Below are 22228 nucleotides of genomic sequence, written 5' to 3' on the forward strand. Positions count from 1 at the left end.
TATGGTTTGTTTCTGGCAAGCTCTGGTGGAGCCGAGCGCCGGGGTGGGGACGAGGCGCACCTGGGTGGGGGACGAGACGCACCTGGGCATCCGCCATCATGGCGCGGCGCTCGGATCGAGCGCGTGGCCGTTCGACCGGGGGACCGAGGCCCCGCCCGCGGCCCGCTCAGCCGCCCAGCGAGGCGAGCGGCACGGTCTCGTCGGCGAGGACCGCCGGATCGATCACCGCCTTGGCCGCGACCAGCTTCTTCGCCGCGAGGAAGTCCGGCGGCCGCCCGATCACATCGGCCGCGAGCAGGTGCCCGCCGGCCAGGTAGAACGCCGCGAACGCCCTGGCCTCCATCGACCCCCGGATCACGCACCGGTCGTACCCTGCCGACAGCCCCACCATCTGCAGCCGCATGCCGTACTGCTCCGACCAGAACCACGGCACGGCCGGCGACGGCGCGGGCTTGCCGAGCAACGTCGCGGCCGCCACGCGCGCGTGCTCCATCGCGTTCGGCACCGACTCCAGCCGGATGCGCCGCCCCGCGTACGCGCTCGGCTGGTTCGCGCAGTCGCCCACCGCGAGCACCGCGGGGTCCGACGTGCGCGCCAGCTCGTCCACCACGATCCCGTCGTGCACCGGGAGCCCGGCCGCGGCGGCCAGCTCGGTGTTCGGGACGAGCCCGATCCCCACGAGCACCACGTCCGCCGCGATGTGCTCCTCCTCGCCGCCCTCGCCCGTCGCCACCACGACCTCGCGCACGGCTTGGCCGGAGGGGTCCACCACGAGCTCCTTCACGACGGCCGACATCCTGAACGTCACCCCGCGCGCGCGGTGCACCCCCTCGATGAACCCCGACACCTCCGGCCCGGTCACGCGCGACAGCACCCGCGGCGCCACGTCGATCACGGTCACCTTCATTCCGAGCTCCACGGCGGCGGCCGCCACCTCCAGCCCGACGTAGCCGGCGCCGATGAGCACGAGGTGCCGCCCGGCCACGAGGTGCGCCCGCAGCGCGTCCACGTCGGGGATCGAGCGCAGGTAGAGCAGGTTCCCGAGCTGCCCCTCGTCCACCCCTGGCAGGCCGAGCCGCCGCGCGCGCCCCCCCGTGGCGAGCACCAGCTTGTCGTAGCGCAGGCGGCTCCCGTCCGAGAGCGCCACCTCCTGCGCCGCGCGATCGATGGCGTCCACCCGCGTGCGCAGCCGGAGCTCGATCGCGGACCGCTCGTACGTCGCCTCCGGCTTGAGGTAGAGCTGCGCGAGCTGCAGCTTCCCGAGCAGGAACCCCTTCGAGAGCGGGGGCCGCTGGTAGGGCGGGTGCGCCTCGTCTCCCACGAGCACGATCCGCCCCTCGTAGCCTTGCTGCCGAAGCGAGCTGGCCACCTCCCCGCCCGCCTGCCCCGCCCCCACGATGACGACCGTCTCTTTCACGTTCACCACTCCTGCTCCGGTGTGCAGCCCGCGCGCACGCGCCGATGGTAGACAAGAAGAGCGCAGAACCACAGGGTAGAGTGCGTCCGCTGCCGCGGCCTGGCGGGGCGCGGCGGAGAGGTGAGGACCGATGAGCGGCGCTGCGCAGAGCCGGAAGATCATGCGGTGGCTCGCCGCGCTCGCGATCGTGCCCTGCGCGTGCTCCGGCGGGGCGTACGCTCCGAGGAGCAGGCCCGCGCCCGTGCACGCCGGCGCCGCGGCCGGCGACGCGCAGCCCGGCCCCGCGCCGCCGCCGGCCCCGGCCGCCGGCCCGCCCGCCGCCGCGGCGACGAGCGCGCAGGCCGCGGCGGCGACCGCGCAGGCCACCGCGGCGAGCGCGCAGGCCACCGCGACGAGCGCGCAGGCCACCGCGGCGAGCGCGCAGGCCACCGCGGCGAGCGCGCAGGCCGCCGCGACGCCGTGGCCTCCGGCGCGCCCTCCGGCCATCGAGACGGACTGGTGCATCCCGGGCGTCGACGCGCTCGACGAGGAGACCTGTTATGTGCTGCCGGACGCGCCGACCCGCACGCTGCTCATCTACCTTCACGGGATCGTCCCGCCGACGAAGGAGAGCCAGCAGAAGACCAACTTCGAGACGGTCGTGGTGCGCGCTTCCCGGCGCGCGGGCGTCGCCGCCCTGATGCCGCGCGGCAAGGTGGGCCTCGCGCCGAAGGGGTTCGCGCGCTGGTGGGGCTGGCCGACGGGCGGGGCCGCGTACCGCGAGCATGCCGCCGGGTTCGTCGCGGCGTTCGCGGAGAAGCGGCGCAAGCTGGAGCAGCTCGCCGGCGTCTCGTTCTCGCGGGTGTACGTCGCCGGCTCCTCGTCCGGTGCGTTCTTCGCCGCGGCGCTCGCGCTCGGCGGCGACATCGAGGCGGACGGGTTCGGCGCGATGTCCGGCGGCGGAGGCCGCGCGACCCCCGAGCTCCCGAGGCTCGCCCCCCGGCCGTTCTACATCGGGTTCGGCACCCATGACGCCGTGGGCGGCTCGGCCCGCGCCCTCGCCGACGTCCTGCGCGGCGCAGGGTGGCCCGTCCGCGTCGCCGAGCACCCTGTGGGCCACGGCGCCAAGGAGATCTACCTCGACGAGGCATTCGCCTTCTGGCGGGAGCACGAGGCGCGATAAGAGGTCGTCAGAGCGCGCGGTCATCTCCGCACCCAGGCTCGCCGCGAGCCCACGCGCGCCGGAGCGCCGGGCGCGGGCGCCTCATTGCGAGAGATCCACGCACGATACACCCGTCGGAATGCTGACACGATATGCCCGTCGGAATGCTGACAACCACGCGCCGGATTGCGACGCTTCGAACGGTTGCCGTCCTGCCGGACGCCCTGTCCGAGCGGCTCGCCCGCCCCTCGGCGATCGCAGCGCGCGCTCCACGCCGCCGCTGACCGGAGCCGTGGCGCGCCGCGCGGCGCACGGCCGCGCGCGCCCCGATCTACCGCGTTTTCCCCGAGGACAACCCGAGCTTCTCCAGCGAGCGCGGGGTGCCGAACCCGGGCCCGCCGAGCGCGGACTCGAGCTTCTGGTAGGCGCGGTCCTGCCCCGCGGAGTGCGCCGCGTCGCGGAGCACGTCATTGCGGTAGAGCGTCACCGCCAGCCCCGCCAGGACCGAGAGCGCGAGCATCCAGCGCTGCGCTCGCCCCGCGCCGCCCGCGCGAGGCGCTGCGCCGGCCAGCCCGTGCCGCGCCGGGACCGCCGCGGGCAGCGCCGGGCTGACCAGGGCGGCCGCGCCCACCGCCGGCGGGTCGAGCGCCGCAGCCCGCGAGAGGGGTGCGGAATCGTTCATCGCCCAGAGCGGGGCGCCGGACGACAGGGGGGATGCGACCGGCGTCGGGTGATCGTCCTCCACGGGCTGCGCCGCCGGGACGGCCGCCGCCACCGGACGGCTCGCGCTCGCCGGGCTCTGGGACCGCGTCGACTCGGGCTCGAGCCCGGCCACCACCCCCAGCGTCTGCCAATCGACCATCCCCTGCCGCCAGATCTTGGTCGACTCGTCGATAACATTGAGGCGAAACAGATCGTCGAGCTGGTCCAGCGTGAGCACCTTCACGTCATCAGGAGCGATCGCGACGTGCCAGAGGCCCTCGCGCTCGTCGTTCGCCGGAGCGGGCGGCGCCTCGCGCCTGGCCGACGCGGGCTGCGGTGCCTCGCGCCTGGCGGACGCGGGCTGCACATCACGCCTGGTCGAAGCGGGCTGCACATCACGCCTGGTCGAAGCGGGCTGCGCGTCGCGCCCGGTCGAAGCGGGCTGCGCAGCGGCCCGCGCCGATTCCGTCGGGGCCGGCTCGAGCAAGGTCAGGTCGCCGATCGGCTGCCATTCGGTCATGCCGGGCCGCCAGATCTTGGTCGACTTGTTGATGACGTTGAGACGACGCAAATCCGAGATCTTCTCTGCCGTAAGCACCTTGATGTCGTCCGGCGTGACCGCGACATGCCAAAGGCTCTTGCTCTCGTCGTTCGCCGCGGGCGCCGGCGCAGCGCGCGTGGGAGCGGGCGGCGCGGTGCGCGGGGGCGGCGGCGGCGGCGCGCCGCGCCTGGTCGGAGGCGGCGGCGCAGTGCGCGGAGGCGGCGGCGCCGTGCGCGGGGGCGGCGCAGGCGCGGCAGCGCGCACGGCCGGAGCAGGCGCGGCGGCGCGCGGGGCCGGAGAGGGCGGCGCGCCGCGCGGGGCCGGAACAGGCGGTGCTGCGCGCCTCGTCGGAGGCGGCGGTGCAGCGCGCGTGGCCGTGGCGGACGGCGATTTCATACAAACGTCCTCCCTTCGATTTCGAGGATGCCACGACACCGTCGCACCTGTACACACCGACATGGCGCGCCCCGCTCTTTCGAGGCAGTGCGGATTTTTCCAGACTTCCGCCGCCGCGCCGTGGTGCTGGCGAGATTTCCGCGGGGCCGGTACGCTCGCGCGCCACGGAGCGAAGCATGGAGGCATTGAGCATGGGTGACGAGGCGATCACGTCCGGCAAAAGCGCTCGGTCCCCCGGCTTCTGGCGCTGGTCCCGGGTGCTCCCGGCGCTCCTCCTCGTCGGGAGCGCGACGTTCGTCGCCGCGTATTACGTGCCGCTCCGCCGCGCTCACCTGCTCCTGATCGCGGAGCAGCAGACCTCCAGTCAAAAGGCCAAGGAGCTCGAACAGACGCTGAGCCAGGTGCGCGGAGAGCTCGACGCAAAGACGGCGCAGGTCGAGAAGCTCGAGGCGGAGCGGCGGCAGATCGAGGCCGCGCGGAGGTCGGGGCTCGACCGGGTCGAGCAGCTCAAGACCGAGCTTTCAGGGAAGCTCGACAAGCAGATCAAGAAGGGAGTCGCAGCGATCGCCGTCGCGGACGGACAGGCCGTGGTCGCGCTGCCGGAGAGCGCGGTGTTCGCTCCCTACAAGCTCGACGTGAGCCCGCAGGGGCAGCTGCTCTTGTGCCATGTCGCGAGCGCCCTCTCCGCCGGCAACGAGGCGCCGATCCGCGTCGGCGCGGTCAGCGGTCCGCCGGACCAGACGCCGCCCGTCCTGCTGCGCGACCATCCGACGCCCTGGTCGCTGTCCGCGGCGCGCGCGGCGAGCGTCGCGCAGGTCCTCGAGGAGAAGTGCGCGGTGAAAGGCGCGCGGCTCTCCGCGGTCGGGCACGCCGGGAACGACCCCGCGGGCGCCGCGCTCGCGGAGAGCAAGCTGCCCGCAGGGCGGGTCGAGCTCGCCGTCGCGCTGCCGAGCGCACCGGCCGACGCGAAGTGAGCCCGCGGCCGCGCGGCGCGACGCCCGCGCGGGACGGCAGCGGGAGGCCGGCGCCAGAGCCGCCCCCGTGACGACGGATTGGCCTTTGTCCAATCCGTTGGCGTGGCCTCTGACAGGATGGACACCGCGGTTTACCCTGGAATCAACTGATTCAGGCGAGCATCGGCAGCGCAGGCGCCGCGCGGCTTCCAGGCTCCATCCGGGCCGCGGGGCCGCTCGCCTGAGCTTCCAGGGCAGGGCGCGCCGGTCGTTGCTGGAGGACGGCACCATGAAGACAGCGATAGTGCTCGGTAGCGTGAGGGCGGGAAGGCAGTCGCACAAGGTAGCCTATTACCTGGAGAAGAAGCTCCGGGAGAGGGGCGTCTCGACGGATCTGATCGATCTGGCGGAGGACCCGTTGCCGGTGCTCGACGAGCGCGCGGGCCGTCACCCGCAGGTCCAGGCGAAGGTCGAGAGCCTGAGCGCGCGCCTCCGCGCCGCGGACGCGCTGCTGTTCGTGACGCCGGAGTATCACGGGAGCTTCTCGGGCGCGCTGAAGAACGCGCTGGATTACTTCTGGGAGGAGTTCAACAAGAAGCCGATCGGCGTGGTCGCGGCCTCCGCCGGGAAGATGGGGGGCATCAACGCGTCGACGCAGCTGCAGCACGTGGTCCTGAGCCTCGGGGCGTTCGCGCTGCCCACGAAGCTGCTCGTCCCGGAGGTTCAGGGGGTGTTCGACGACGCGCTCCAGATCAAGAGCGAGGGCGTCGCGAAGCTGACCACCAGGTTCCTCGACGAGTTCCTCTGGTTCGCCGGCGCCATCGTCCAGGCGAAGCGCGCCGCGTCGGCCGCGGCGTGACGCGGCGGAGCGCTCACCGGAGCCGCCACGCCGGGTGCTCGTCCCCGACCTCGGGCGCCGGCACGAGGCCGTTCTCGACCGCGCCGTCGTCGCTCTCGGGCTCGCACAGGTACACCGCGATCGCGCCCAGCGGCTGATCGGTGTCGACCCGGGACCACCCCTCGGGGGCGCGCCGGGTCTCCTCGCGCCACCGCACCGCCACCTCGCCGACGCGCGCCGCCTCGAGGATCGCGCGGCCGCCCTCGGCGCCGAGCGACGTCACCCGCGCGACCTCGACGTCGTGCGCGCCCTCGGCCGGCCCGACGCGCAGCCCGTGCAGGCGCAGGTGCTCGGCGATGGCCGGCGGCACGAGGTAGGCCCGCGGGCGGTCGACCACCGCCGTCCCGACGAACCGCGCGTGGTGCGGGACCCGCACCGTGACGGGCGCGCCGTCGAACGTCCGCGGGCTGCGCGTGAGGATGTCGACGGGGGTCCTGGTCGGCTCCAGGCGGTAGCGCACGGCGACGCGATCCGGCGGCCGGGAGCTCGCGGCGACGACCTCCCGGACGGCATCGGCGTGCGCGGCGGCCCAGGAGAGGGTCTCGATCTGCCACGCCGACGCGGTCTGCACGCGCTCCTCGAAGGGCAGATAGCTGTAACACTCGAGCAGCAGATCGAGCCGGCCCGTCAGCCCGCGGTAGTTCGAGCCGAAGCGCGGGTGGTGAGGATAGGTCATCCACCCGAGGCCAACCGGCGCGGCCGGATCGACGTCGCTGCCCGCCTCGAGAACGCGCTCGTCCTCGACGAAGTTGCCGTACCAGCCGCTCTCGAAGCCGCGCTTCCGGACCGCGGCGATCACGTCGGGGACCAGCCGGTCGCGCGCCATCGCGATCGGCTCGGCGCGGCCGGACTCGACGGTGTGCGGCACGTCGACGGTCATGTGGAACCGGTGCACCGAGCCGTTCGTCGCGTGGTTGTCGATCGTGAGATCGGGCGCCCAGGGGATGCACACGCGCTGCTGGAGCAGGCGCATCTCGGGGGCGGCCTGGCGGAGGTAGTCGCGGTTCAGGTTGATGCCCTGGCTCTGGGTGCGGGTGCCGACGACGGGCCCCGGCTGGCCGGTGAGCTTCTTCAGGTCGAGGCGGCGGTTCTGCGGGTCGAGCGCGTCGTTGCCGTCGGGGTTGAAGAGCGGAGCCACGAGCAGCACGAGCGTGTCCAGCCAGTCGGGGTGCCGGCCGTCGAGCAGGTCGCGGACGAGCGCGAGGCTGGCCTCCTTGCCCTCCACCTCGCCCGGGTGAATGCCGTCGAGCATCAGCACGACAGGCCGCCGGGCGCGGCGGGCCTCGGCCGGCGTGCGCACGCCGTCCTTCGACAGCACGAGCAGCGGCAGCTCCCGGCCGCCCGGGCTCGCCCCGAAGGTCGTGAGGTGGAGGCGCGGGTCGCCGCGGTCCGCGAGCGCGCGGACGAACCGCATCACGTCGGCGTGCAGGGAGGTCTCGCGGAACCCGGTGGCTTCAGCGCGGGTGAGCAGCATGGAGCACGTTGTACCTCGGGGGCTGGCCGGCGCGAGAGGGGACCGGCGCGGCGGCGGCGCGCTCCCTCGAGGTGTGCTGTGCGGAGGGGCGCGCGGCGCGCTCCAGGCGGGCTGTGCGGAGGGGCGCGCGGCGCGCTCGCGGCTGCCTGTGCGGAGGGGCCGGGAGGGCGATTCGCCTCCCGGGAGGGCCTCACCTCGGCACTTCGACGGGCGTGAAGCAGGAGATGTTCGTCTCGATGTGGAAGTTCGAGCCCTCGGTGTGGCGCTCCGCGTGGAAGATGTCCATCGAGTAGGTCCGGCCCACGGAGATGCCCAGATCGGCGGCCTGGGCGTCGAAGTCGATGACGCCCGTCTCGGGGCCGTGCATGGCGCCGAGGTCGAGCGCGAGCTTGCCGTTGATGAAGATCCACATGTCGTCGTCGCCGATGAACGTGAACCGCTGGCCCCGCGAGTAGCCGAACTTCAGGTGGATCTCGGTGGTGAAGAGGAAGTTCTGGTTCTGCCCGTTGGGCGGGGTGATCCCGAACCCCTCCTGCGGCGTGAGCGGGAAGAAGCTCGTGCTGTCGAAGACGTACTGCCCCGGCTGGGTCGGAGACTCCTGCAGGACGAGCTCCTTCTCGAACGTCATGTTCACCCCGTCCACGTCCCGGTACCACTGGTCGAAGGTCATCGCGTTCATGATGACGGGCTGGGTGACCGTCCCGTCCCTGCAGCCGAGCGGAGTCTGCAGATCCGGGTAGCAGCCCGTCGTATCGAGGAACTGCGGCTTCAAGTCGCCGTCGAGCGTCGGCTTCACCAGGCCGCGGCGGACCCCGTCGCCCCTGAAATCCATCTCGAAGTCGGGGTGTGACTCCTTGAAGTCGCGGTAGATGACCTTGAGGGTGCTGTTGCACTCGCTCCCGCTGCCGCCGCCGCCGCCGGCGCCGATGTCGCCGGGATCGCCGATGTCGCCGGGATCGCCGATGTCGCCGGGATCGCCGACGTCCCCGGCGGTGCCGCTCGACGGCGACCCGTTGCCGGCGCCGGAGGTGGGGTTGTTGTTGTTGTCGTCGGGGGCGCCAGAGGAGCACGCCAGTGCGGCGAACACGAACGAGAGGGAGAGAAGGGCTAAGGGCCGAGGGTTCATCGAGCACGCTCCTGAAGGACGGGAAGAGTGGGATAACCAACCACACGGGCTCGGGGTTGTCAACGTATCCCGTGGTATTCGCTGCATTCTGACGCGATCGCTCGGACGGGAGATGCCTTGTGCGAGAGGGTGGGACAAGAAGACACCTGCCCGGAAGTCAAGGCCTCCCACGGAGACGCCGCGTACAGCCATGCTGTCAGGTTGTGCTGTGGGCGCGCTCGCCTCGCCGGATTCGGGGACGAACGCCCGATCACAGCGGCTTGGCGCCATGCGCAACAGCCATTTGGCGCTACGCGCAACAGCCATGGAGAGCAAGCGAGTCCCGTAGTGGACGCGCGGCGGCAGCTGGGATGGTGAGCAGGCCAGTCGCCCGTCAGCCGTGCGCCGGGTCTCCGGCGCTCAGCACGAGCCGCACCACGTCCCGGGCGCGCTCTGCCCGGCCGAGCGCTTCCTCGCGGTCGGCGCCGATCGCGCCCGCCATCACACGCCGGTTCGGGTACGAAGGGTGTGGGTCGACCCAGGCCCCCGGCGCGACGAAGACCTCGACGTACGCCACGCCGGGCATGCGGCGCGCCTCCTCGACCCCCTCGACGCGCTCGACGCGCCCGGAGCCCGGAGGCAGCGAGAAGCGCACGGCCGCCGCCCTCGGGAACGCCGGCTCCTCGGGGATCTCGCCGAGCACCGACTCGCCCAGCGCCTGCCGCACGACCAGCCCGATGTAGTCGACGTCCGTGGCCAGGCGCACGAGCTCCGCGATCGAGTCGCCCCCGACCCGGGTGTGCGTCTCGATGAGCCGCGGCCCCTGCGCCGTGTACTTGAGCTCCGTGTGGGTCGGGCCGTCGTGGATCTCGAGCGCCGTGAGCGCCGCCCGGACGTAGGCGCGGATCTCCGCGTCGCGCTGCGGGGGGATGGGCGCGGGCACGATGTAGCCGGTCTCGACGAAGCTCTCGTCGTCGTGCCAGAGCTTGCCGGTGACGGCGAGGACGCGGTGGACTCCCCCCTCGGAGAGGGCCTCGACGCTGTACTCCTCGCCCTCGAGGAAGCGCTCGACCACGTACCGCGGCGCGCCCGGGCGCGCGACGATCTCTCCGTGGATCCGGCGGAGGTCGCGCTCGCTCCGCGCCTTGTGGATGGAGATGCTGCCCTGTCCGTCGATCGGCTTGACGATGAGCGGGAAGCCGACGCGGGACGCGAAGGCGAGCAGCCGATCGAGGCCCTCGACCGTCTCGGACTCCACCTCCTCGAACCCGACCGCCCGGAGGTGATCGCGCATGCGCCGCTTGTCGCGCGCGCGCGCGACGATCTCCGGCGCGTGGAGGAAGGGCCGCCCGAGCGCGCGCGCGACGCTCGCGGCGGTGAGCTGCTCCTCGTCGTGGAGGCACACGACGCGATCGAGCGGATCGACGGCGTCGATCGCCCGCGCGCAGCCGGCGATCGCCTCGTCGGGCTCGTCGTCCCGGACGACGAGCACCCGCACGTACGCCGCCGCGAGATCGGGCGCGGCCGCCTTGGAGCGCCGGACGACGTGCGTGACGCGGGCGCGCTTCAGGACCGCAGGGTGCATGGGGCGAGGGCCCCCGATCAGGAGGATGTGCATGGATCGGTTACTCCGTGGCGGGCCGGTCCTTGGGCGGACCGAGGACGAGGAAGCCGAGCGCGAGGGCGGGGCCGAGCGCGAGGGCGACGTGCCAGGGGAGCGCCGGATCGCGCTCGTACAGGGCCGTGCCCGCGATCGGCGCGAGGATGAACGCCGCCGAGAACGTCGCGAAGAACGCCCCCATGTAGCGGCCGGGATCACCCGCGGGCGCGAAGGCCGCCGTCGCGGCCGTCCCGGTGGTGAGCACCAGCATCTCCCCGAGCGTCCAGACGAGGACCAGGACGCCGGCGCCAAAGAGCCCCTGGCACCACGGCGAGAGGCCGAAGCCGAGCGCGACGAGGAGCGCGCCCGCCGCGAGCACGCGGCCCGCGTCGAACCGCTCGGTCGCGTGCACGACCCACATCTCGGCCACGACGCACACGAGCGCGTTCAGCGAGAGGAGCAGCCCGACGCCGCCCGTGTCGAGGCCGAGATCGGTCTTCAGGAACAAGAGGTACGTCGCGTTGACCTGGAAGAAGATCAACATCATGACCCCGAAGACGAGCAGGAACGCGCCGAGCCGCGCGTAGCGCAGCGGCGGCGTGGCCGCGCGGGCGGCGGCGCCCTGCGTCGACGCGGCCTCGACCCGCTCGCGGCCCGCGAACGCGGCCAGGAGCCCGGCCGCGAGCAGGCACGTGGCGCCGTCGATGAGGAACAGGAGCCGGAAGTCCAGCGCCGCCAGCGCGCCGCCCAGCGCGGGGCCGATCGACATCCCGAGGTTCACGGCGGTGCGGTTCAGGGCGAAGGCGCGGCGCCGCGTCGCGGGCTCGGTCCAGGCGGCGAGCGCGGCCGCGTTCGCCGGCCGGAAGACCTCCGTCGCGAAGCTGAGCAGCCCGAGCACGACGAGGAGCACGAGCGTGCCCGAGGCCGCCGCGAGGAGCGCGAGCAGCGCCGCGCTCGCGCAGAGCGACGCGATCTGCACCCGGACCGCCCCGAGGCGGCGGAGCAAGGCGCCGCCGAGCAGGTTGCCGGGGATCGCGCCGACCCCGTAGACGGCCAGCACCTTGCCCGCGTCCGCCGGGGTGTAGCCCCGCTGCTCGGTCAGGTAGAGGACGAGCAGCGGCACGACCATCGTCCCCGCGCGGTTGACGAGCACGACCGCCGCGAGCAGCCAGACGCGCAAGGGGAGGCCGCGGTAGGGCGCGAGGGCGCGCTGCCAGCCGCGCGGGACCGGGGCGGGCTGCTCGTCCGTCATACGCCGGGCTTGGTCGCGACGAGCAGCGTGTGGTCGAGGTAGCGCGCGTCGTGCCGGCGCAGCTGCCCGAACCCGGCGCCCTTCAGCCAGCGCTCGTGCTGGGACGCCGGGTAGGCCATCCCGTGCCCCGAGGCGACCGCGACGAAGTAGATCGACGACTTCGCCGCCTGCAGCCCGCCCGACTCGTCGTCCGCGCAGGTGAGCGTCCACGCGAAGAGGCGGCCCCCGGGCGGCAGCCGCTCGCACGCCTTCGTGTAGAGGAACTGGACCCGCTCCTCCGAGAAGATCTCGACCACGTGCGACAGGAGGACGGCGTCCCCCTCCGGCCACGGGTCGCGGAACATGTCGGCCTCGACGCAGCGGATCCGCGCGGCGAGCCCGGCCGCCTCGACGTTCTTTCGCGCGATCGCGCAGACCGAGGGGATGTCGACGAGCGTGACCGACAGCCCTGGGAACCGCCGGCAGAGGCGCACCGCGTTGGTGCCGTCCCCCCCGCCGACGTCGACCAGCACGCGCGCCGCGGCGAGCTCCTCGGCCTCGATCATCGCCGGCGCGAGGCGGGTGTACGCCGCCATCGCGGTCTGGAACAGCCGCTCGGAGGCGGGGTTCGCCGCGAGCCGCTGGTAGAGCGTGTCCCCGGGGCCGGGGAAGGCGTCGAGCCCGGCGTTGCGGCCCTGGCGCAGCGACTCGGCGAGGTGGTGGCAGCCGACCTGCTGGACCTCATGGTTGAACGCGACGAACGACGCCATCGAGTGCGGCGCGTCGCTGCGCAGGTACGACTCGGCGAGCGCCGTGTTCGTGTACGCGCCGCCCGCGTCCCGCTGGACGACGCCGATCGCGCTGCAGGCGAGCAGGAGGACCCGCGCGCCGTGGGGTGAGACGTCGAGCCCGGCGGCGACGTCCTCGACCGTGGCGCCCGGGCGGCGGGAGAGGAGGTCGAAGAGGCGGAGCTCGCACGCGGCGGCGAGCGCGGTGCTGTGCACCCACCCGTTCATCAGGCCGCAGAGCGCAGTCCAGTCCTGGGGAGAGATCGTGTCCATCTAGAGCTCCTGGGTGTCGATGGTCGCCAGATCGGCGAGCAAATCAAGGAGGCGCTGGCTCGCCTCGGGGCGCGCGACCGAGATCCGGAAGGAGCCCGGGACCACGTGGCCCGCCTCGGCGACGCGGATGTTCTCGCGCGCGAGCAGGGCGCGCATCCTGGCCGGGTCGTGCGGCAGCACGAGGAGGAAGTTCGCCTCGGAAGGGAACACGCGCGCGATCGCCGGGCTCGCCTCGAGCGCGGCGCGCATCCGCTCGCGCTCCCGCCGCACCGCGCGCCACGAGTCGTACACGGGCCCCATGTCGGCGAGCCGCTCGGCGACGGCCGCCTGCGCGGGCGACGAGAACCCGAACGGCACCTGGACGCGCTCGAGCGCGCGCACGATCGCGCGATCGGCCAGGGTGACCCCGCACCGCGCCCCCGCGAGCCCGAACGCCTTCGAGAGCGTGCGCACGAGCACGAGGTTCGAGTGCACGGCGAGGGCGCCCAGGGACGACGGCCGCTCGCTGAACTCGACGTACGCCTCGTCGACGACCACGAGCCCCGGCGCGGCCGCGGCGAGCTCCCGCACCTGCTCGGGCGCGAGCCGGGACCCGACGGGGTTGCTGGGATCACACAGGAAGACGAGCTTCGGGCGGGCGCGCACGATGGCGGCGACGTCGAGCTCGTTCAGCGCGGGCCCGCGCAGCGGGACGGCGGCGACCTCCATCCGGAGCAGCCGCGCCCAGTGGGCGTACGCCTCGAACGTGGGCGGCGTCGTGCAGACCACGTCGCCCGCGTCGGCGAAGGCGAGCAGGAGCAGGAGGACCGCGTCCACCCCCCCGCTCGTGAACAGGACGTTCTCCGGGGACAGCTGCGGGAGCTCCGCGGCGCCCCGCGCGCGGTCGACCTCCGCCGTGATCTCGAGGTACCGCCGCTTCAGCTCGGGCTGGTCGACGTCCGGGTACCGCGCGCCCCCCCCGAGCCACGCGTTCGTGTTGCTCGAGAGGTCGACCTCGTCGAGGCGCGGCCGGTGGCGCTCGCGGAGCGGCCCGGGGATGGGCGCCGAGCGGACCGTGGGGCGCGCGTGGCGCGACGGCGCGTCGTCGACTGGCACCGGCGCCGGCGTGGCGCCGCCGAGCGCCGCGAGCTCGCGCCGCGCGGCCTCGTCGCTGCTCCAGATCCAGTGATCGAGCGGGAGGAACAGGTCCGCGCCGAGCCGCCGCTTCTGGTCGACGCCGCCCCGGCCCAGGTGGACCCAGTCCATCCGGAGCCGCCGCGCCTCGTGGTAGAGGCGGTAGAACGTCGAGACGTACAGGTTGTGCTGGGCGGCCTCGTGGCCGCGCCGGATCGCCTGCGACATGTAGTAGATCCCCTCGCCCGTCTCGCTCACGAGCAGGAGCCCCGCGACGACGACCGCGCCGTCGCGGCGGTCCGCGCGGAACAGGAGGCGCAGCCGCGGCGCGAGCGCCGACTCGAGCAGCCGCTCGATCGACGCGCGCCCGTACGGGTTGTGGTCGCTCCCGTGCCGCCGCGCGTGATCCTCGTGCAGCGCGACGAGCGCCTCGAGGTGCGCGCGGCGGTCGCGCAGGTCGCCGGCGCGCAGGAGCTCCCAGGTGACCTCGGCCTCGCAGGCGCGCTCGCGCCGGCGCAGGTCGCGGAGCTGCCGCGCGCCGATGCGGGCCCGCAGCAGCGCGTCGACCTCGTCTGGGTCGTCGACGTCGGTGGCGCCCGCCAGCCGGACGACGCACTCGTGCCCCGCGGGCACGCTGGAGAACCCGGCCTCACGGAGGGCCCGCGGGTCCTCGCCGCGGCGCACGTGCGGGACGAGGACCTGCGCCGCGGCCGCGGCCGCGGCCGCCTCGCGCAGCGCCGCGAGGCGCCCCGCGGACGGCGCCGGGGTCGAGAAATTCAGCACCGCGCCGGCGCCGATCAGCGTCGGCAGCGCGAGCACGCGCGACGCCGCCCGCGGGACCGGGTAGCCGCCCGCGACGTGGGGGAGCCGCCCCAGCTCGACCACGGGCCGGGGCGGATCCAGGCCGCGGAGGAATACGTCCCGCAGCGCCTCGATGTCGCGGCGCGACCTCACGACGCCTCGGCCGCGCGCCGGATGAGGACCACCATGCGGTCGAGCATCGCCTCGAGCATGTCCCACCCGTCGCGCACGATCGCGCCCAGCCGCTCCTGCGCCTCCGGCGCGAGGTCCCGGAGGAGCTCCTCGCCGAGCTCGGCGTGCCCGTCGTCCGCCTCGCCGTGGACGCTGAAGTACGGGGCGAGGTGGACCTCGCCCTGGAACGCCCGCGCGGCCTCGCTATGGAACGCGTGGGCGCTCACCTCGAGGACGAGGTGGACGAGCGCCGCCTTCTCGGCGTTGTCGCGCGTGAGCATCTGCGCCACGAACCACTCCCCGGTCGCCTCCACGATGGCGTCGCGGCAGCGCGGCCCCGCCCCGAGCGCCGGCACCAGCATGCGATCGTGGCCGATCTCCTCCTGGAGGTGGCGCGAGAACCCTTCGGCGAAGGACGGCTCGACGCAGGTCGCCTGGCGCAGCAGCATCAGCCGCTGGAAGGTCGCCGACCACCGCTGCAAGAGGTCGAGGAACACCGCCCGGGCCTCTGGGCTCCGCAGGAGGCCGCCGCGGAGGAGCTGGAAGTACGGCGTGTTCACGTGCGCCTCGAGGCGGCGCCGGCTGTAGGCGACGAGCTCCGAGAGCGGGTCCGCGGCGGAGGGAGGCCGCACCATCGGCGCCTCGGCGCGCTCGTAGAGGCCGGACTGCTCGAACTGGACCGAGAGGGCGACGATGCCGCTCGGCTCGGAGCCCGAGAACCCGTGGGAGCGCCCCGCCGGCACGAGCACGATGTCGCCTGCCGCGAGGGGGCGCTCGAGCTCGCCGAGCAGGCGCCCCTCGCCCTGGCAGACGATGATCATGGAGGGGATCGGGTGCACGTGCGGCGCGAGGCTCTTGCCGGGGTCGAGCCGGGTCCACGCGACGGCGAGCCGGGCGTTCTCGGGGATGAAGCCGGCCATCGCGGCGTGCCGGCGGAAGTCGCGGTGCTCGCCGAGATCGAACACCGCACCTTCGACCTCGACCGTCGTGATGGCAGGGATGTCGTGTCGCGCGATGACGCGCACACCGGTCGTATCGTCAACCATGAGAGGACCTCTTTGCTGGCGCCGCCCTGCGGAGCCACCGGATGCAAGTGATCGCGCCCGCGAGGACCCGCTCGGCCAGGGTGAGCCCGAGCGCGCCGCGGAGCGCCGCCTGTCGCTGGATGATCCGCCGCGCCTCGGCGTAGGGAAGGTCGCTGTGCGCCACGAGCGCGTACTCGTGGCGCCATAACGAGGGAGCCAGACGCTCCAGCGCGGTGTTGATGAGGTGCCGCCCGTGCTGGCGGGCGGAGGCCGCGTGCTCCTTCAGGTACTCGAAGTGGCCGATCGAGAGCTCGTCGAGCGCGTCGGCGTTGGGCTTCTGCGCGGCGTGGTACTCCGCGAACGCGCGGCGCCGGTCGGACGGGTGGCGCCGCAGCGCCGTCGCGAGCGCGAGCGCGTCCTCCAGCGCCGCGTTCATCCCCTGTCCGAAGAACGGATACACCGCGTGCCCTGCGTCGCCGACGAGGACCAGCCGATCGCCGCTGCACCACGTCGAGACGCGCGTCCTCAGCAGCGCGCTGTACCTGGCGCGCCGCGCCGAGTCGCGCAGGCTGCCGCTCGCCCGGTGGAGGTGGGGGAAATCGGCGAGCAAGGCCGGCTCGATCGCCTCCGCGCCGACGGCCTTGTCCACGATGAAGCAGCACGAGAAGGAGCCGTCGACGTTCGGGATCGCCACGAGCGCCGAGCTCCGTCCAGGCCAGACGTGCAGGGACCGTGGGGAGAGGTCGAGTCGCCGCCCGTCCTCCTGGCTGATGGTGAGCTCCGCATACCCGTGGGAGAACGCCTGTTGCTCGACGACCACCGTCTCCCTTTCGCCGATCGCGTCGCGCACCCACGAGTGGATGCCGTCCGCGCCGACGATGAAGGAGGGCGAGAGGCGCGCGGGGGCGCCGTCCTGCCGGAGAAAACGGAGCTCGCCGGCCGGGCTCAGCGCGTCGAGGGCGACGTTGAACTCCACCTCGACTCCCCGGCTCGCGAGCGCCCGCTCGAGCAGCGCCACGATGAGGTCGCGCCGCTTGAGGGCGTGAAGCACCTGCGATGCGCTCCCGTAAGGCTGGGCCACCTCCCCGCCGCCCGGGAGGTGGACGACGCGCGACGCCATCCGCACCGAGGCGGCGAGCGCCCGCTCGGCGAGACCCAGCCGCTCGAGGACGCGGAGCCCGCGGCCGGACAGGGTGAAGTTGATCGTGCGTCCTTCCTCGTAGGCCACGCGGGGATCCGGTCGTCTCTCGAGCACGCGGACCCCGATCCCCTGCTCGGAGAGCAGGATGGCCAGCGCCAGCCCGGAGATCCCGCCGCCCACGATGACGGCGCGAGGCGGCGGAGACGCCACGTCGTCTTCTTCTAGGGGTCTTGAAGAGGTCTGCATAGCAATGGGGCAGCGCCGCTCGGCGCATACCGGCCGCGGAGCGCGCTGCTCGACCCGAGGGCCCGGGCCGACGCAAGAAATCAGCGGGTTCGGCGTGGATCACGGCGCATTCCGTGACCAGCCAAGCTCCGGCGCGGCGCGGCGCGCAGGCAGCCGGTGCTATCGAGTCCCCGCCAGGTCAGGCCATATTTGATTTGGCCCGGGAGAAGTCAAGTCGACGACAGCTTTTTGTACGCGTCGCGACCATGCCATTCTGGCGCGACCTGATGCAATCACGTCTGTTTCATGCGGAATGCGCACACCCTTGAAATGCCATCAATTCACCATCACCCGTTCAATTTGACGTGGCTGCACGGGAGGTGTCCGGCCGAGGGCTCGACGGCTCGGAGCCACTGCATGCGTCCGCTCGGCTGCCCCCGCGCCGCGGCGCCGCTTCCTCCGCCGTCGCGGCGCCGCCCGGGCGCGCAGCGCTGGACGCACACGAGGGCGCGTCGCCCCCGTGGCGGTGCAGCGACGCCGCGTTATCGGCTGGGCGGCGCCGGGGTGCACGTCCCTGGATGTCGGGAGAGCTGGGTGGTTGGCAACGCCGGTCCGTCGCGCTCTGCGCGGACCGGCGGCCCGTGAGGAGGTCGGGCGCCCTCGCGGCCGACGTCGACCAGCGGCCGCTCGATCGGAGCGGCGCTGGGCCTCCCGCGGCTGCGCAGGCGGGCGAGGCGGGTCGCCTACGCGGGGCCGTGGTAGACGGCCTCGACGTTGTGGCCGTCGGGATCGAGGACGAACGCGCCGTAGTAGTTCGGGTGGTAGATCTCGCGGATCCCCGGAGGACCGAAGTCCTTCGCGCCCGCGGCGAGCGCCGCCTGGTAGAAGGCGTCCACTTCCTCGCGGCTCCGCGCGGTGAACGCCAGGTGCACCGGCGAGATGATCGCGAGCTGCTCGGACTTCTGGTAACTCCCCGGGCCCTTGGCGATCCAGAAGTCCGGCTTGTTGTCCCGGCCGAACCCGCCGGCCACGCCGTACTCCATGAGCAGCTTGACCCCGAGCGGCGCGAGCGCTTTCTCGTAAAAGGCCTTCGAGCGTTCGTAGTCGGACACGTTCAACGATACGTGATCGAGCAGGGTCATTCCGAGATCCTCCGTGGCCGGCCCCATCGCACGGCGGCGCTGCGAGGGCAACGCACTGGAGGTGCGCCCCGCGGCGAGCCCTCCTTCGGCCTCGCCTGCGGCGCCCCTGAAGCGCCAGCCCTCGCAGAGATCGTCGTCCCGGTCACATGCCCAGCTCCTACATCGGCCGGCGACATGACTCCAATTCTTCGTCAGCATGCACCCCATGCAGAGGATGCATATCGGCTCGTTCGGATCCTGCGGGGGGTGGCGCGCGGCGCGCGTCAATCGCGCCCCCCCGGGGGGAGGCGCTGCGGGGCGGAGGGAGGGTCAGCTCGCGGCGGAGGCGGGGCGCGCGTAGTCCTGCGCGCGGAAGAACACCCCGTGGACCTCGCCGTCGACCAAGGCCGGGACGAGCGCGCCGGGGAGGACCGACTCCACGGCGTTCGGCGCCCGCGGGCCGCCGAGGTCGGTGCGCAGCCAGCCGGGATCGAGGAGGTTCATCAGGACGCCTGTGCCGCGCAGCGAGGGGACCGAGTCGCGCACGAACTTGTCGAGCGCGGCCTTGGACGCGGCGTAGGCCATCAGCTCGGGCTGGTCCTGGATGCCGGAGGTCACCTGGATGATGCGGCCCCAGCCGCGCTTCAGCATCCCGGGCAGCAGCCGGTACGTGATCCGGATCGGGCTGATGACGTTCACCTCGAAGCTCAGCCGGTAGTCCTCGGCCGGCGTCTCGAGGTGCGACGCGCGGAAGGGCGTCATGATGGCGGCGTTGTTGTAGAGGATGTCGATCCCGCCCGACGCGGCGAGCGCCTCGTCCACCAGGCGGTCGACCGCCGCCTGATCCGACAGCTCGCCCGAGACGGCGCTCACCCGGATCCCCCGGCCGGCGAGCTCCGCTTCGAGCTCCCGCGTGTGCGCCGCGTCACGGCTGTGCAGGACGAGGTTGCAGCCATGCTCGGCCAGGCCGCGCGCGATCTGCTTGCCGATGCCCCGGCTCGCGCCGGTGATGAGCGCCCATTTTCCTCGGATGTCACAGGTCATGGCCGCGCCTTATGGCAGAGCGCTCGCGGTCCAGCATCAGGAAAGCGACCTTCCGCGCCCGGCTGGACTGCTGCTCCAGAAGCAATTGCTGCTGATCAAGTGCTGCTGGAGCAGCAGCCCCCGACGACCTCTACCGAGAAAGCGCCCCAGCAAACGCATGGAAGGACGATCAGGACTCCTGCGTGGCACGGGGACTGCCTGTTCCCTGAATTTGCATCCATGGGGGGGAATTGTTCGTCGTGTGCAGCATAACTGGAATCCACCAACGCTGTACCCACGAACCGGACGACGCCCAGGAGACCCCCCATGATCAGGCTCACCTCCCCCACGATGCTCCGCGCCGGGCTGCTTGGATGCGTCGCCCTGGCGTGCGCCCTGTCCGGCTGCGACAACCGCGGCGCTGAGCCGGGCGCCGCGGCGACGGCGAGCGACGCGGGGGCTGCGGCGCCCGCAGAGGACCGGCGCGCGGCGGTGGTGGTCCGCCTTGGTTACCAGAAGATCGGCACCCCGTATCTCCTCAAGGACCGCGCGGACAGCCTGAAGAAGGCGCTCGGGGCGAAGAACGCCAGCGCCGAATGGGTCGAGTTCCACGCCGGGCCCCCGCTGCTCGAGGCGATGCGCGCCGGCGCCGTGGACATCGGTCACGTCGGCGAGACGCCCCCTGTCTTCGCGCAGGCAGGCGGGGTGCCGCTCGTCTATGTCGCCACCGACCCGCCGGCCCCGAAGGCCGAGGCGATCATCGTCCCGAAGGACTCGCCGATCACCACCGTCGCGGGCCTGAAGGGCAAGCGCGTCGCCGTCAACCGCGGCTCCAACGTGCATTACCTGCTCGTCCGGGCCATCGAGAAGGCGGGGCTGACGCTGGACGACATCCAGGTCTCGTTCCTCGCCCCGGCGGACGCGCGGAGCGCGTTCGAGAGCGGCAAGGTCGACGCGTGGGTGATCTGGGATCCGTTCCTCGCCGCCGCGGAGATCGCGGGCGCGCGCACCCTCCAGAGCGGCGAGGGGCTGGTCGACAACCACCTTTTCTACGTCGCCCGGCGGGAGTTCGCCGAGAAGCAGCCGGAGCTCCTGCGGACGGTGCTCGACGAGTACCAGAGCCTGAGCCAGTGGGAGGGCGAGCACGTGGAGGAGACCTCGAAGATCCTCGCGGCGTCGTCGGGCGTCGGGTACGAGGCGTTCCTCATCGCCGAGCGCCGGCGCGCCTTCGGCCTGCTGCCGATCACGCCCGAGATCCTGAGCAAGCAGCAGGAGATCGCCGATACGCTCCACCGGCTCACGGTCATCCCGCGCCAGATCCGCGTGGAAGACGCGTTCCTGCCGGCGGCCGCCTACGGAGGCGTGCGATGACGGCCGGCGCGGCAGAGGCCCGCCGCGCGGCGGGCGCGCTCGGCCGGAGCCTAGCCCCCTGGATCGCGCCGATCGTGCTGGTGGTCCTCTGGGAGGCCCTGTCCCGGCTCGGCGCGATCCCGAAGACCCTGCTCCCGTCGCCCTCGGAGGTGGTGCTGGCCGCGATCCACGCCACGGCGAGCGGCGAGCTGCCGGCGCACCTCGGCGTCAGCGCGCTGCGCGCGCTCGGCGGGCTCGCGATCGGCGCCGGCATCGGGCTCATCCTGGGCCTGGCCACCGGGCTCTCGCGCCCGCTCCAGCTCGTGGTCGACGGGCCTATCCAGATGCTCCGGGCGATCCCCGCCCTCGCGCTCGTGCCGCTCGTCATCCTGTGGTTCGGGCTGGGCGAGACGGCCAAGCTCTTCATCGTCGCGGTGACGGTGCTCTTCCCCGTCTACCTGAACACGTTCCACGGCGTGCGCAGCGTGGACCCGCACATCATCGAGATGGCGCGCGTCTACGACGTCCGCGGGTTCGCGCTCTACCGCGAGGTCATCCTCCCCGGCGCGCTGCCGTCGATCCTGGTGGGCCTCCGCTTCGCGGTCGGGCTCGCGTGGCTCGTGCTGATCGTCGCCGAGACGATCGGCGCCACCCAGGGCCTCGGCTACGTCGCGATGAACGCGCGCGAGTTCATGCAGATGGATCTGCTCGTGCTCACGATCGTGCTCTGGGCGATCCTCGGCAAGCTGGCCGATTCCCTGGCGCGGTGGGCCGAGCGCCGCCTGCTCCCCTGGCAGCCTCGATTGCAACGAATGGATGCGAGGTGAACCATGAGCGTACCGGACGATCCCAGGAATGGCGCGCGGGTCCTGCTCGAGCGGCTGGAGAAGCGGTTCGACGACAGGCCCGTGCTCGCGGGCATTGAGCTCGACATCCGTCCTGGCGAGTTCCTGACCATCGTCGGGCGGAGCGGCTCGGGCAAGAGCACCCTGCTCCGCATCCTGTGTGGCCTCGAGTCGCCCACGGCCGGCTCGGCGCGCATCGCGACGGAGGAGGGCAACGCGGGCGCCGCGGCCGTGCGCGTCGTCTTCCAGGAGCCCCGGCTGATGCCGTGGCGAACCGTCCTCCAGAACGTCTGCATCGGCCTGCCCAAGGAGCGCCACGAGCGCGCGCGCGACGTGCTCGACCGCGTCGGCCTGCTCGACCGGCAGGACGAGTACCCCGGCGTGCTCTCGGGCGGCCAGCGACAGCGGGTCGCCCTGGCGCGCGCGCTCGTGCACGAGCCCAGGGTCCTGCTCCTCGACGAGCCGTTCGGCGCGCTCGACGCGCTCACGCGGATCGGGGTGCAGCGCCTCGTCGAGTCGCTGTGGATCCAGCACCGCTTCACGGCCATCCTGGTGACCCACGACGTCCAGGAGGCGGTCCTGCTCGGGGATCGCGTGCTCGTGTTCGACGAGGGCCGCGTCGTCGAGAGCGTCGCCGTGGACCTGCCGCGGCCTCGCCCGCGGGAGCTCCCGGAGGTCGGCCGCATCACCGGCGCGCTCCTCGAGGCGATCTTCGCGTCGGGCGACGGCCCACAGACGCCCCTCCCCTCCCGCGAGGACTTCGCTGCGCCCCTGTCGACGCCGCTCCTCGCCGGCGCCGAGTGAGGGCGAACGAGACGCACGTCCCACGTTCATCAAGCGCGTGGACACGATGACGCCGATCGCCCCGGACCTTGGAGCGATCGCTGCGCGCCG

18 protein-coding genes are annotated in these 22228 nt (G+C 73.0%); 6 read left to right on the plus strand and 12 right to left on the minus strand.

Annotated elements, in window-relative coordinates; genetic code table 11:
* Positions 1-166: 166 nt before the first annotated feature.
* Positions 167-1417, minus strand: coding sequence for an NAD(P)/FAD-dependent oxidoreductase (locus tag WMF43_RS28160; protein ID WP_437684098.1), 1251 nt, complete (start codon positions 1415-1417; stop codon positions 167-169).
* 130 nt (positions 1418-1547) lie between these two features.
* Between WMF43_RS28160 and WMF43_RS28165 the strand changes: the two genes are divergently transcribed.
* Positions 1548-2579 (plus strand): hypothetical protein, encoded by a 1032-nt coding sequence (locus WMF43_RS28165; protein WP_437669187.1) that lies wholly within the window; start codon positions 1548-1550, stop codon positions 2577-2579.
* 310 nt (positions 2580-2889) lie between these two features.
* On the opposite strand, the gene WMF43_RS28170 is transcribed toward WMF43_RS28165, so the two are convergent.
* Entirely contained in the window at positions 2890-3831 is a 942-nt protein-coding gene (locus tag WMF43_RS28170; RefSeq protein ID WP_437669189.1) for a GYF domain-containing protein, read from the minus strand.
* A 542-nt stretch (positions 3832-4373) separates the two neighbouring features.
* Between WMF43_RS28170 and WMF43_RS28175 the strand changes: the two genes are divergently transcribed.
* Positions 4374-5171: a hypothetical protein gene (locus WMF43_RS28175; RefSeq protein WP_437669191.1), complete on the plus strand. Its 798-nt coding sequence runs from the start codon at positions 4374-4376 to the stop codon at positions 5169-5171.
* A 268-nt stretch (positions 5172-5439) separates the two neighbouring features.
* Positions 5440-6009 (plus strand): NADPH-dependent FMN reductase, encoded by a 570-nt coding sequence (locus WMF43_RS28180; protein WP_437669193.1) that lies wholly within the window; start codon positions 5440-5442, stop codon positions 6007-6009.
* A 13-nt stretch (positions 6010-6022) separates the two neighbouring features.
* Here WMF43_RS28180 and WMF43_RS28185 read toward each other — a convergent pair whose 3' ends face one another.
* The 10 genes from WMF43_RS28185 to WMF43_RS28230 form a co-directional block, all read right to left on the minus strand.
* Positions 6023-7522, minus strand: a complete 1500-nt coding sequence (locus WMF43_RS28185; protein ID WP_437669195.1) for a M14 family metallopeptidase — start codon at positions 7520-7522, stop codon at positions 6023-6025.
* A gap of 190 nt (positions 7523-7712) precedes the next feature.
* Positions 7713-8648 (minus strand): fibro-slime domain-containing protein, encoded by a 936-nt coding sequence (locus tag WMF43_RS28190; RefSeq protein WP_437669197.1) that lies wholly within the window; start codon positions 8646-8648, stop codon positions 7713-7715.
* A 373-nt stretch (positions 8649-9021) separates the two neighbouring features.
* Positions 9022-10245: an ATP-grasp domain-containing protein gene (locus tag WMF43_RS28195; protein ID WP_437669199.1), complete on the minus strand. Its 1224-nt coding sequence runs from the start codon at positions 10243-10245 to the stop codon at positions 9022-9024.
* A gap of 7 nt (positions 10246-10252) precedes the next feature.
* On the minus strand, positions 10253-11479 hold the full coding sequence (locus tag WMF43_RS28200) for an MFS transporter (RefSeq protein WP_437669201.1): 1227 nt from the start codon (positions 11477-11479) through the stop codon (positions 10253-10255).
* Positions 11476-12519 (minus strand): methyltransferase, encoded by a 1044-nt coding sequence (locus WMF43_RS28205; protein WP_437669203.1) that lies wholly within the window; start codon positions 12517-12519, stop codon positions 11476-11478. The genes WMF43_RS28200 and WMF43_RS28205 overlap by 4 nt, the downstream gene beginning before the upstream one ends.
* Positions 12520-14586 (minus strand): aminotransferase class I/II-fold pyridoxal phosphate-dependent enzyme, encoded by a 2067-nt coding sequence (locus WMF43_RS28210; RefSeq protein WP_437669204.1) that lies wholly within the window; start codon positions 14584-14586, stop codon positions 12520-12522. It abuts the gene before it with no gap.
* Positions 14583-15650 carry a cupin domain-containing protein gene (locus WMF43_RS28215; RefSeq protein ID WP_437669206.1) on the minus strand — a complete coding sequence of 356 codons (1068 nt, stop codon included), beginning with the start codon at positions 15648-15650 and terminating at the stop codon, positions 14583-14585. The genes WMF43_RS28210 and WMF43_RS28215 overlap by 4 nt, the downstream gene beginning before the upstream one ends.
* Positions 15643-16980: an FAD-dependent oxidoreductase gene (locus WMF43_RS28220; protein ID WP_437669208.1), complete on the minus strand. Its 1338-nt coding sequence runs from the start codon at positions 16978-16980 to the stop codon at positions 15643-15645. The genes WMF43_RS28215 and WMF43_RS28220 overlap by 8 nt, the downstream gene beginning before the upstream one ends.
* A 758-nt stretch (positions 16981-17738) precedes the next feature.
* Positions 17739-18131, minus strand: coding sequence for a VOC family protein (locus tag WMF43_RS28225; protein ID WP_437684100.1), 393 nt, complete (start codon positions 18129-18131; stop codon positions 17739-17741).
* Positions 18132-18446: 315 nt separating this feature from the next.
* The gene (locus tag WMF43_RS28230; RefSeq protein WP_437669210.1) at positions 18447-19160 is read right to left on the minus strand and encodes an SDR family NAD(P)-dependent oxidoreductase; all 714 of its coding nucleotides are present in this window, start codon (positions 19158-19160) and stop codon (positions 18447-18449) included.
* Positions 19161-19466: 306 nt separating this feature from the next.
* Between WMF43_RS28230 and WMF43_RS28235 the strand changes: the two genes are divergently transcribed.
* Genes WMF43_RS28235 through WMF43_RS28245 form a run of 3 tightly spaced genes read left to right on the plus strand, consistent with a single transcriptional unit; the run spans position 19467 to position 22138 of the window.
* The gene (locus WMF43_RS28235) at positions 19467-20510 is read left to right on the plus strand and encodes a sulfonate ABC transporter substrate-binding protein (protein WP_437669212.1); all 1044 of its coding nucleotides are present in this window, start codon (positions 19467-19469) and stop codon (positions 20508-20510) included.
* The gene (locus WMF43_RS28240; protein ID WP_437669214.1) at positions 20507-21316 is read left to right on the plus strand and encodes an ABC transporter permease subunit; all 810 of its coding nucleotides are present in this window, start codon (positions 20507-20509) and stop codon (positions 21314-21316) included. The genes WMF43_RS28235 and WMF43_RS28240 overlap by 4 nt, the downstream gene beginning before the upstream one ends.
* 3 nt (positions 21317-21319) lie before the next feature.
* Positions 21320-22138, plus strand: coding sequence for an ABC transporter ATP-binding protein (locus WMF43_RS28245; RefSeq protein ID WP_437669216.1), 819 nt, complete (start codon positions 21320-21322; stop codon positions 22136-22138).
* Positions 22139-22228: the final 90 nt, after the last annotated feature.

This window comes from Sorangium sp. So ce131, assembly GCF_051519095.1.
Classification (GTDB): domain Bacteria; phylum Myxococcota_A; class Polyangia; order Polyangiales; family Polyangiaceae; genus Sorangium.

Excerpts from the sequence above, each read along its gene's own strand:
- WMF43_RS28165 (WP_437669187.1), top strand. The coding sequence starts at position 1,548 with ATGAGCGGCGCTGCGCAGAGCCGGAAGATCATGCGGTGGCTCGCCGCG.
- WMF43_RS28175 (WP_437669191.1), top strand. The coding sequence starts at position 4,374 with ATGGAGGCATTGAGCATGGGTGACGAGGCGATCACGTCCGGCAAAAGC.
- WMF43_RS28180 (WP_437669193.1), top strand. The coding sequence starts at position 5,440 with ATGAAGACAGCGATAGTGCTCGGTAGCGTGAGGGCGGGAAGGCAGTCG.
- WMF43_RS28185 (WP_437669195.1), bottom strand. The coding sequence starts at position 7,522 with ATGCTGCTCACCCGCGCTGAAGCCACCGGGTTCCGCGAGACCTCCCTG.
- WMF43_RS28190 (WP_437669197.1), bottom strand. The coding sequence starts at position 8,648 with ATGAACCCTCGGCCCTTAGCCCTTCTCTCCCTCTCGTTCGTGTTCGCC.
- WMF43_RS28195 (WP_437669199.1), bottom strand. The coding sequence starts at position 10,245 with ATGCACATCCTCCTGATCGGGGGCCCTCGCCCCATGCACCCTGCGGTC.
- WMF43_RS28200 (WP_437669201.1), bottom strand. The coding sequence starts at position 11,479 with ATGACGGACGAGCAGCCCGCCCCGGTCCCGCGCGGCTGGCAGCGCGCC.
- WMF43_RS28205 (WP_437669203.1), bottom strand. The coding sequence starts at position 12,519 with ATGGACACGATCTCTCCCCAGGACTGGACTGCGCTCTGCGGCCTGATG.
- WMF43_RS28215 (WP_437669206.1), bottom strand. The coding sequence starts at position 15,650 with ATGGTTGACGATACGACCGGTGTGCGCGTCATCGCGCGACACGACATC.
- WMF43_RS28230 (WP_437669210.1), bottom strand. The coding sequence starts at position 19,160 with ATGACCTGTGACATCCGAGGAAAATGGGCGCTCATCACCGGCGCGAGC.
- WMF43_RS28235 (WP_437669212.1), top strand. The coding sequence starts at position 19,467 with ATGATCAGGCTCACCTCCCCCACGATGCTCCGCGCCGGGCTGCTTGGA.
- WMF43_RS28240 (WP_437669214.1), top strand. The coding sequence starts at position 20,507 with ATGACGGCCGGCGCGGCAGAGGCCCGCCGCGCGGCGGGCGCGCTCGGC.
- WMF43_RS28245 (WP_437669216.1), top strand. The coding sequence starts at position 21,320 with ATGAGCGTACCGGACGATCCCAGGAATGGCGCGCGGGTCCTGCTCGAG.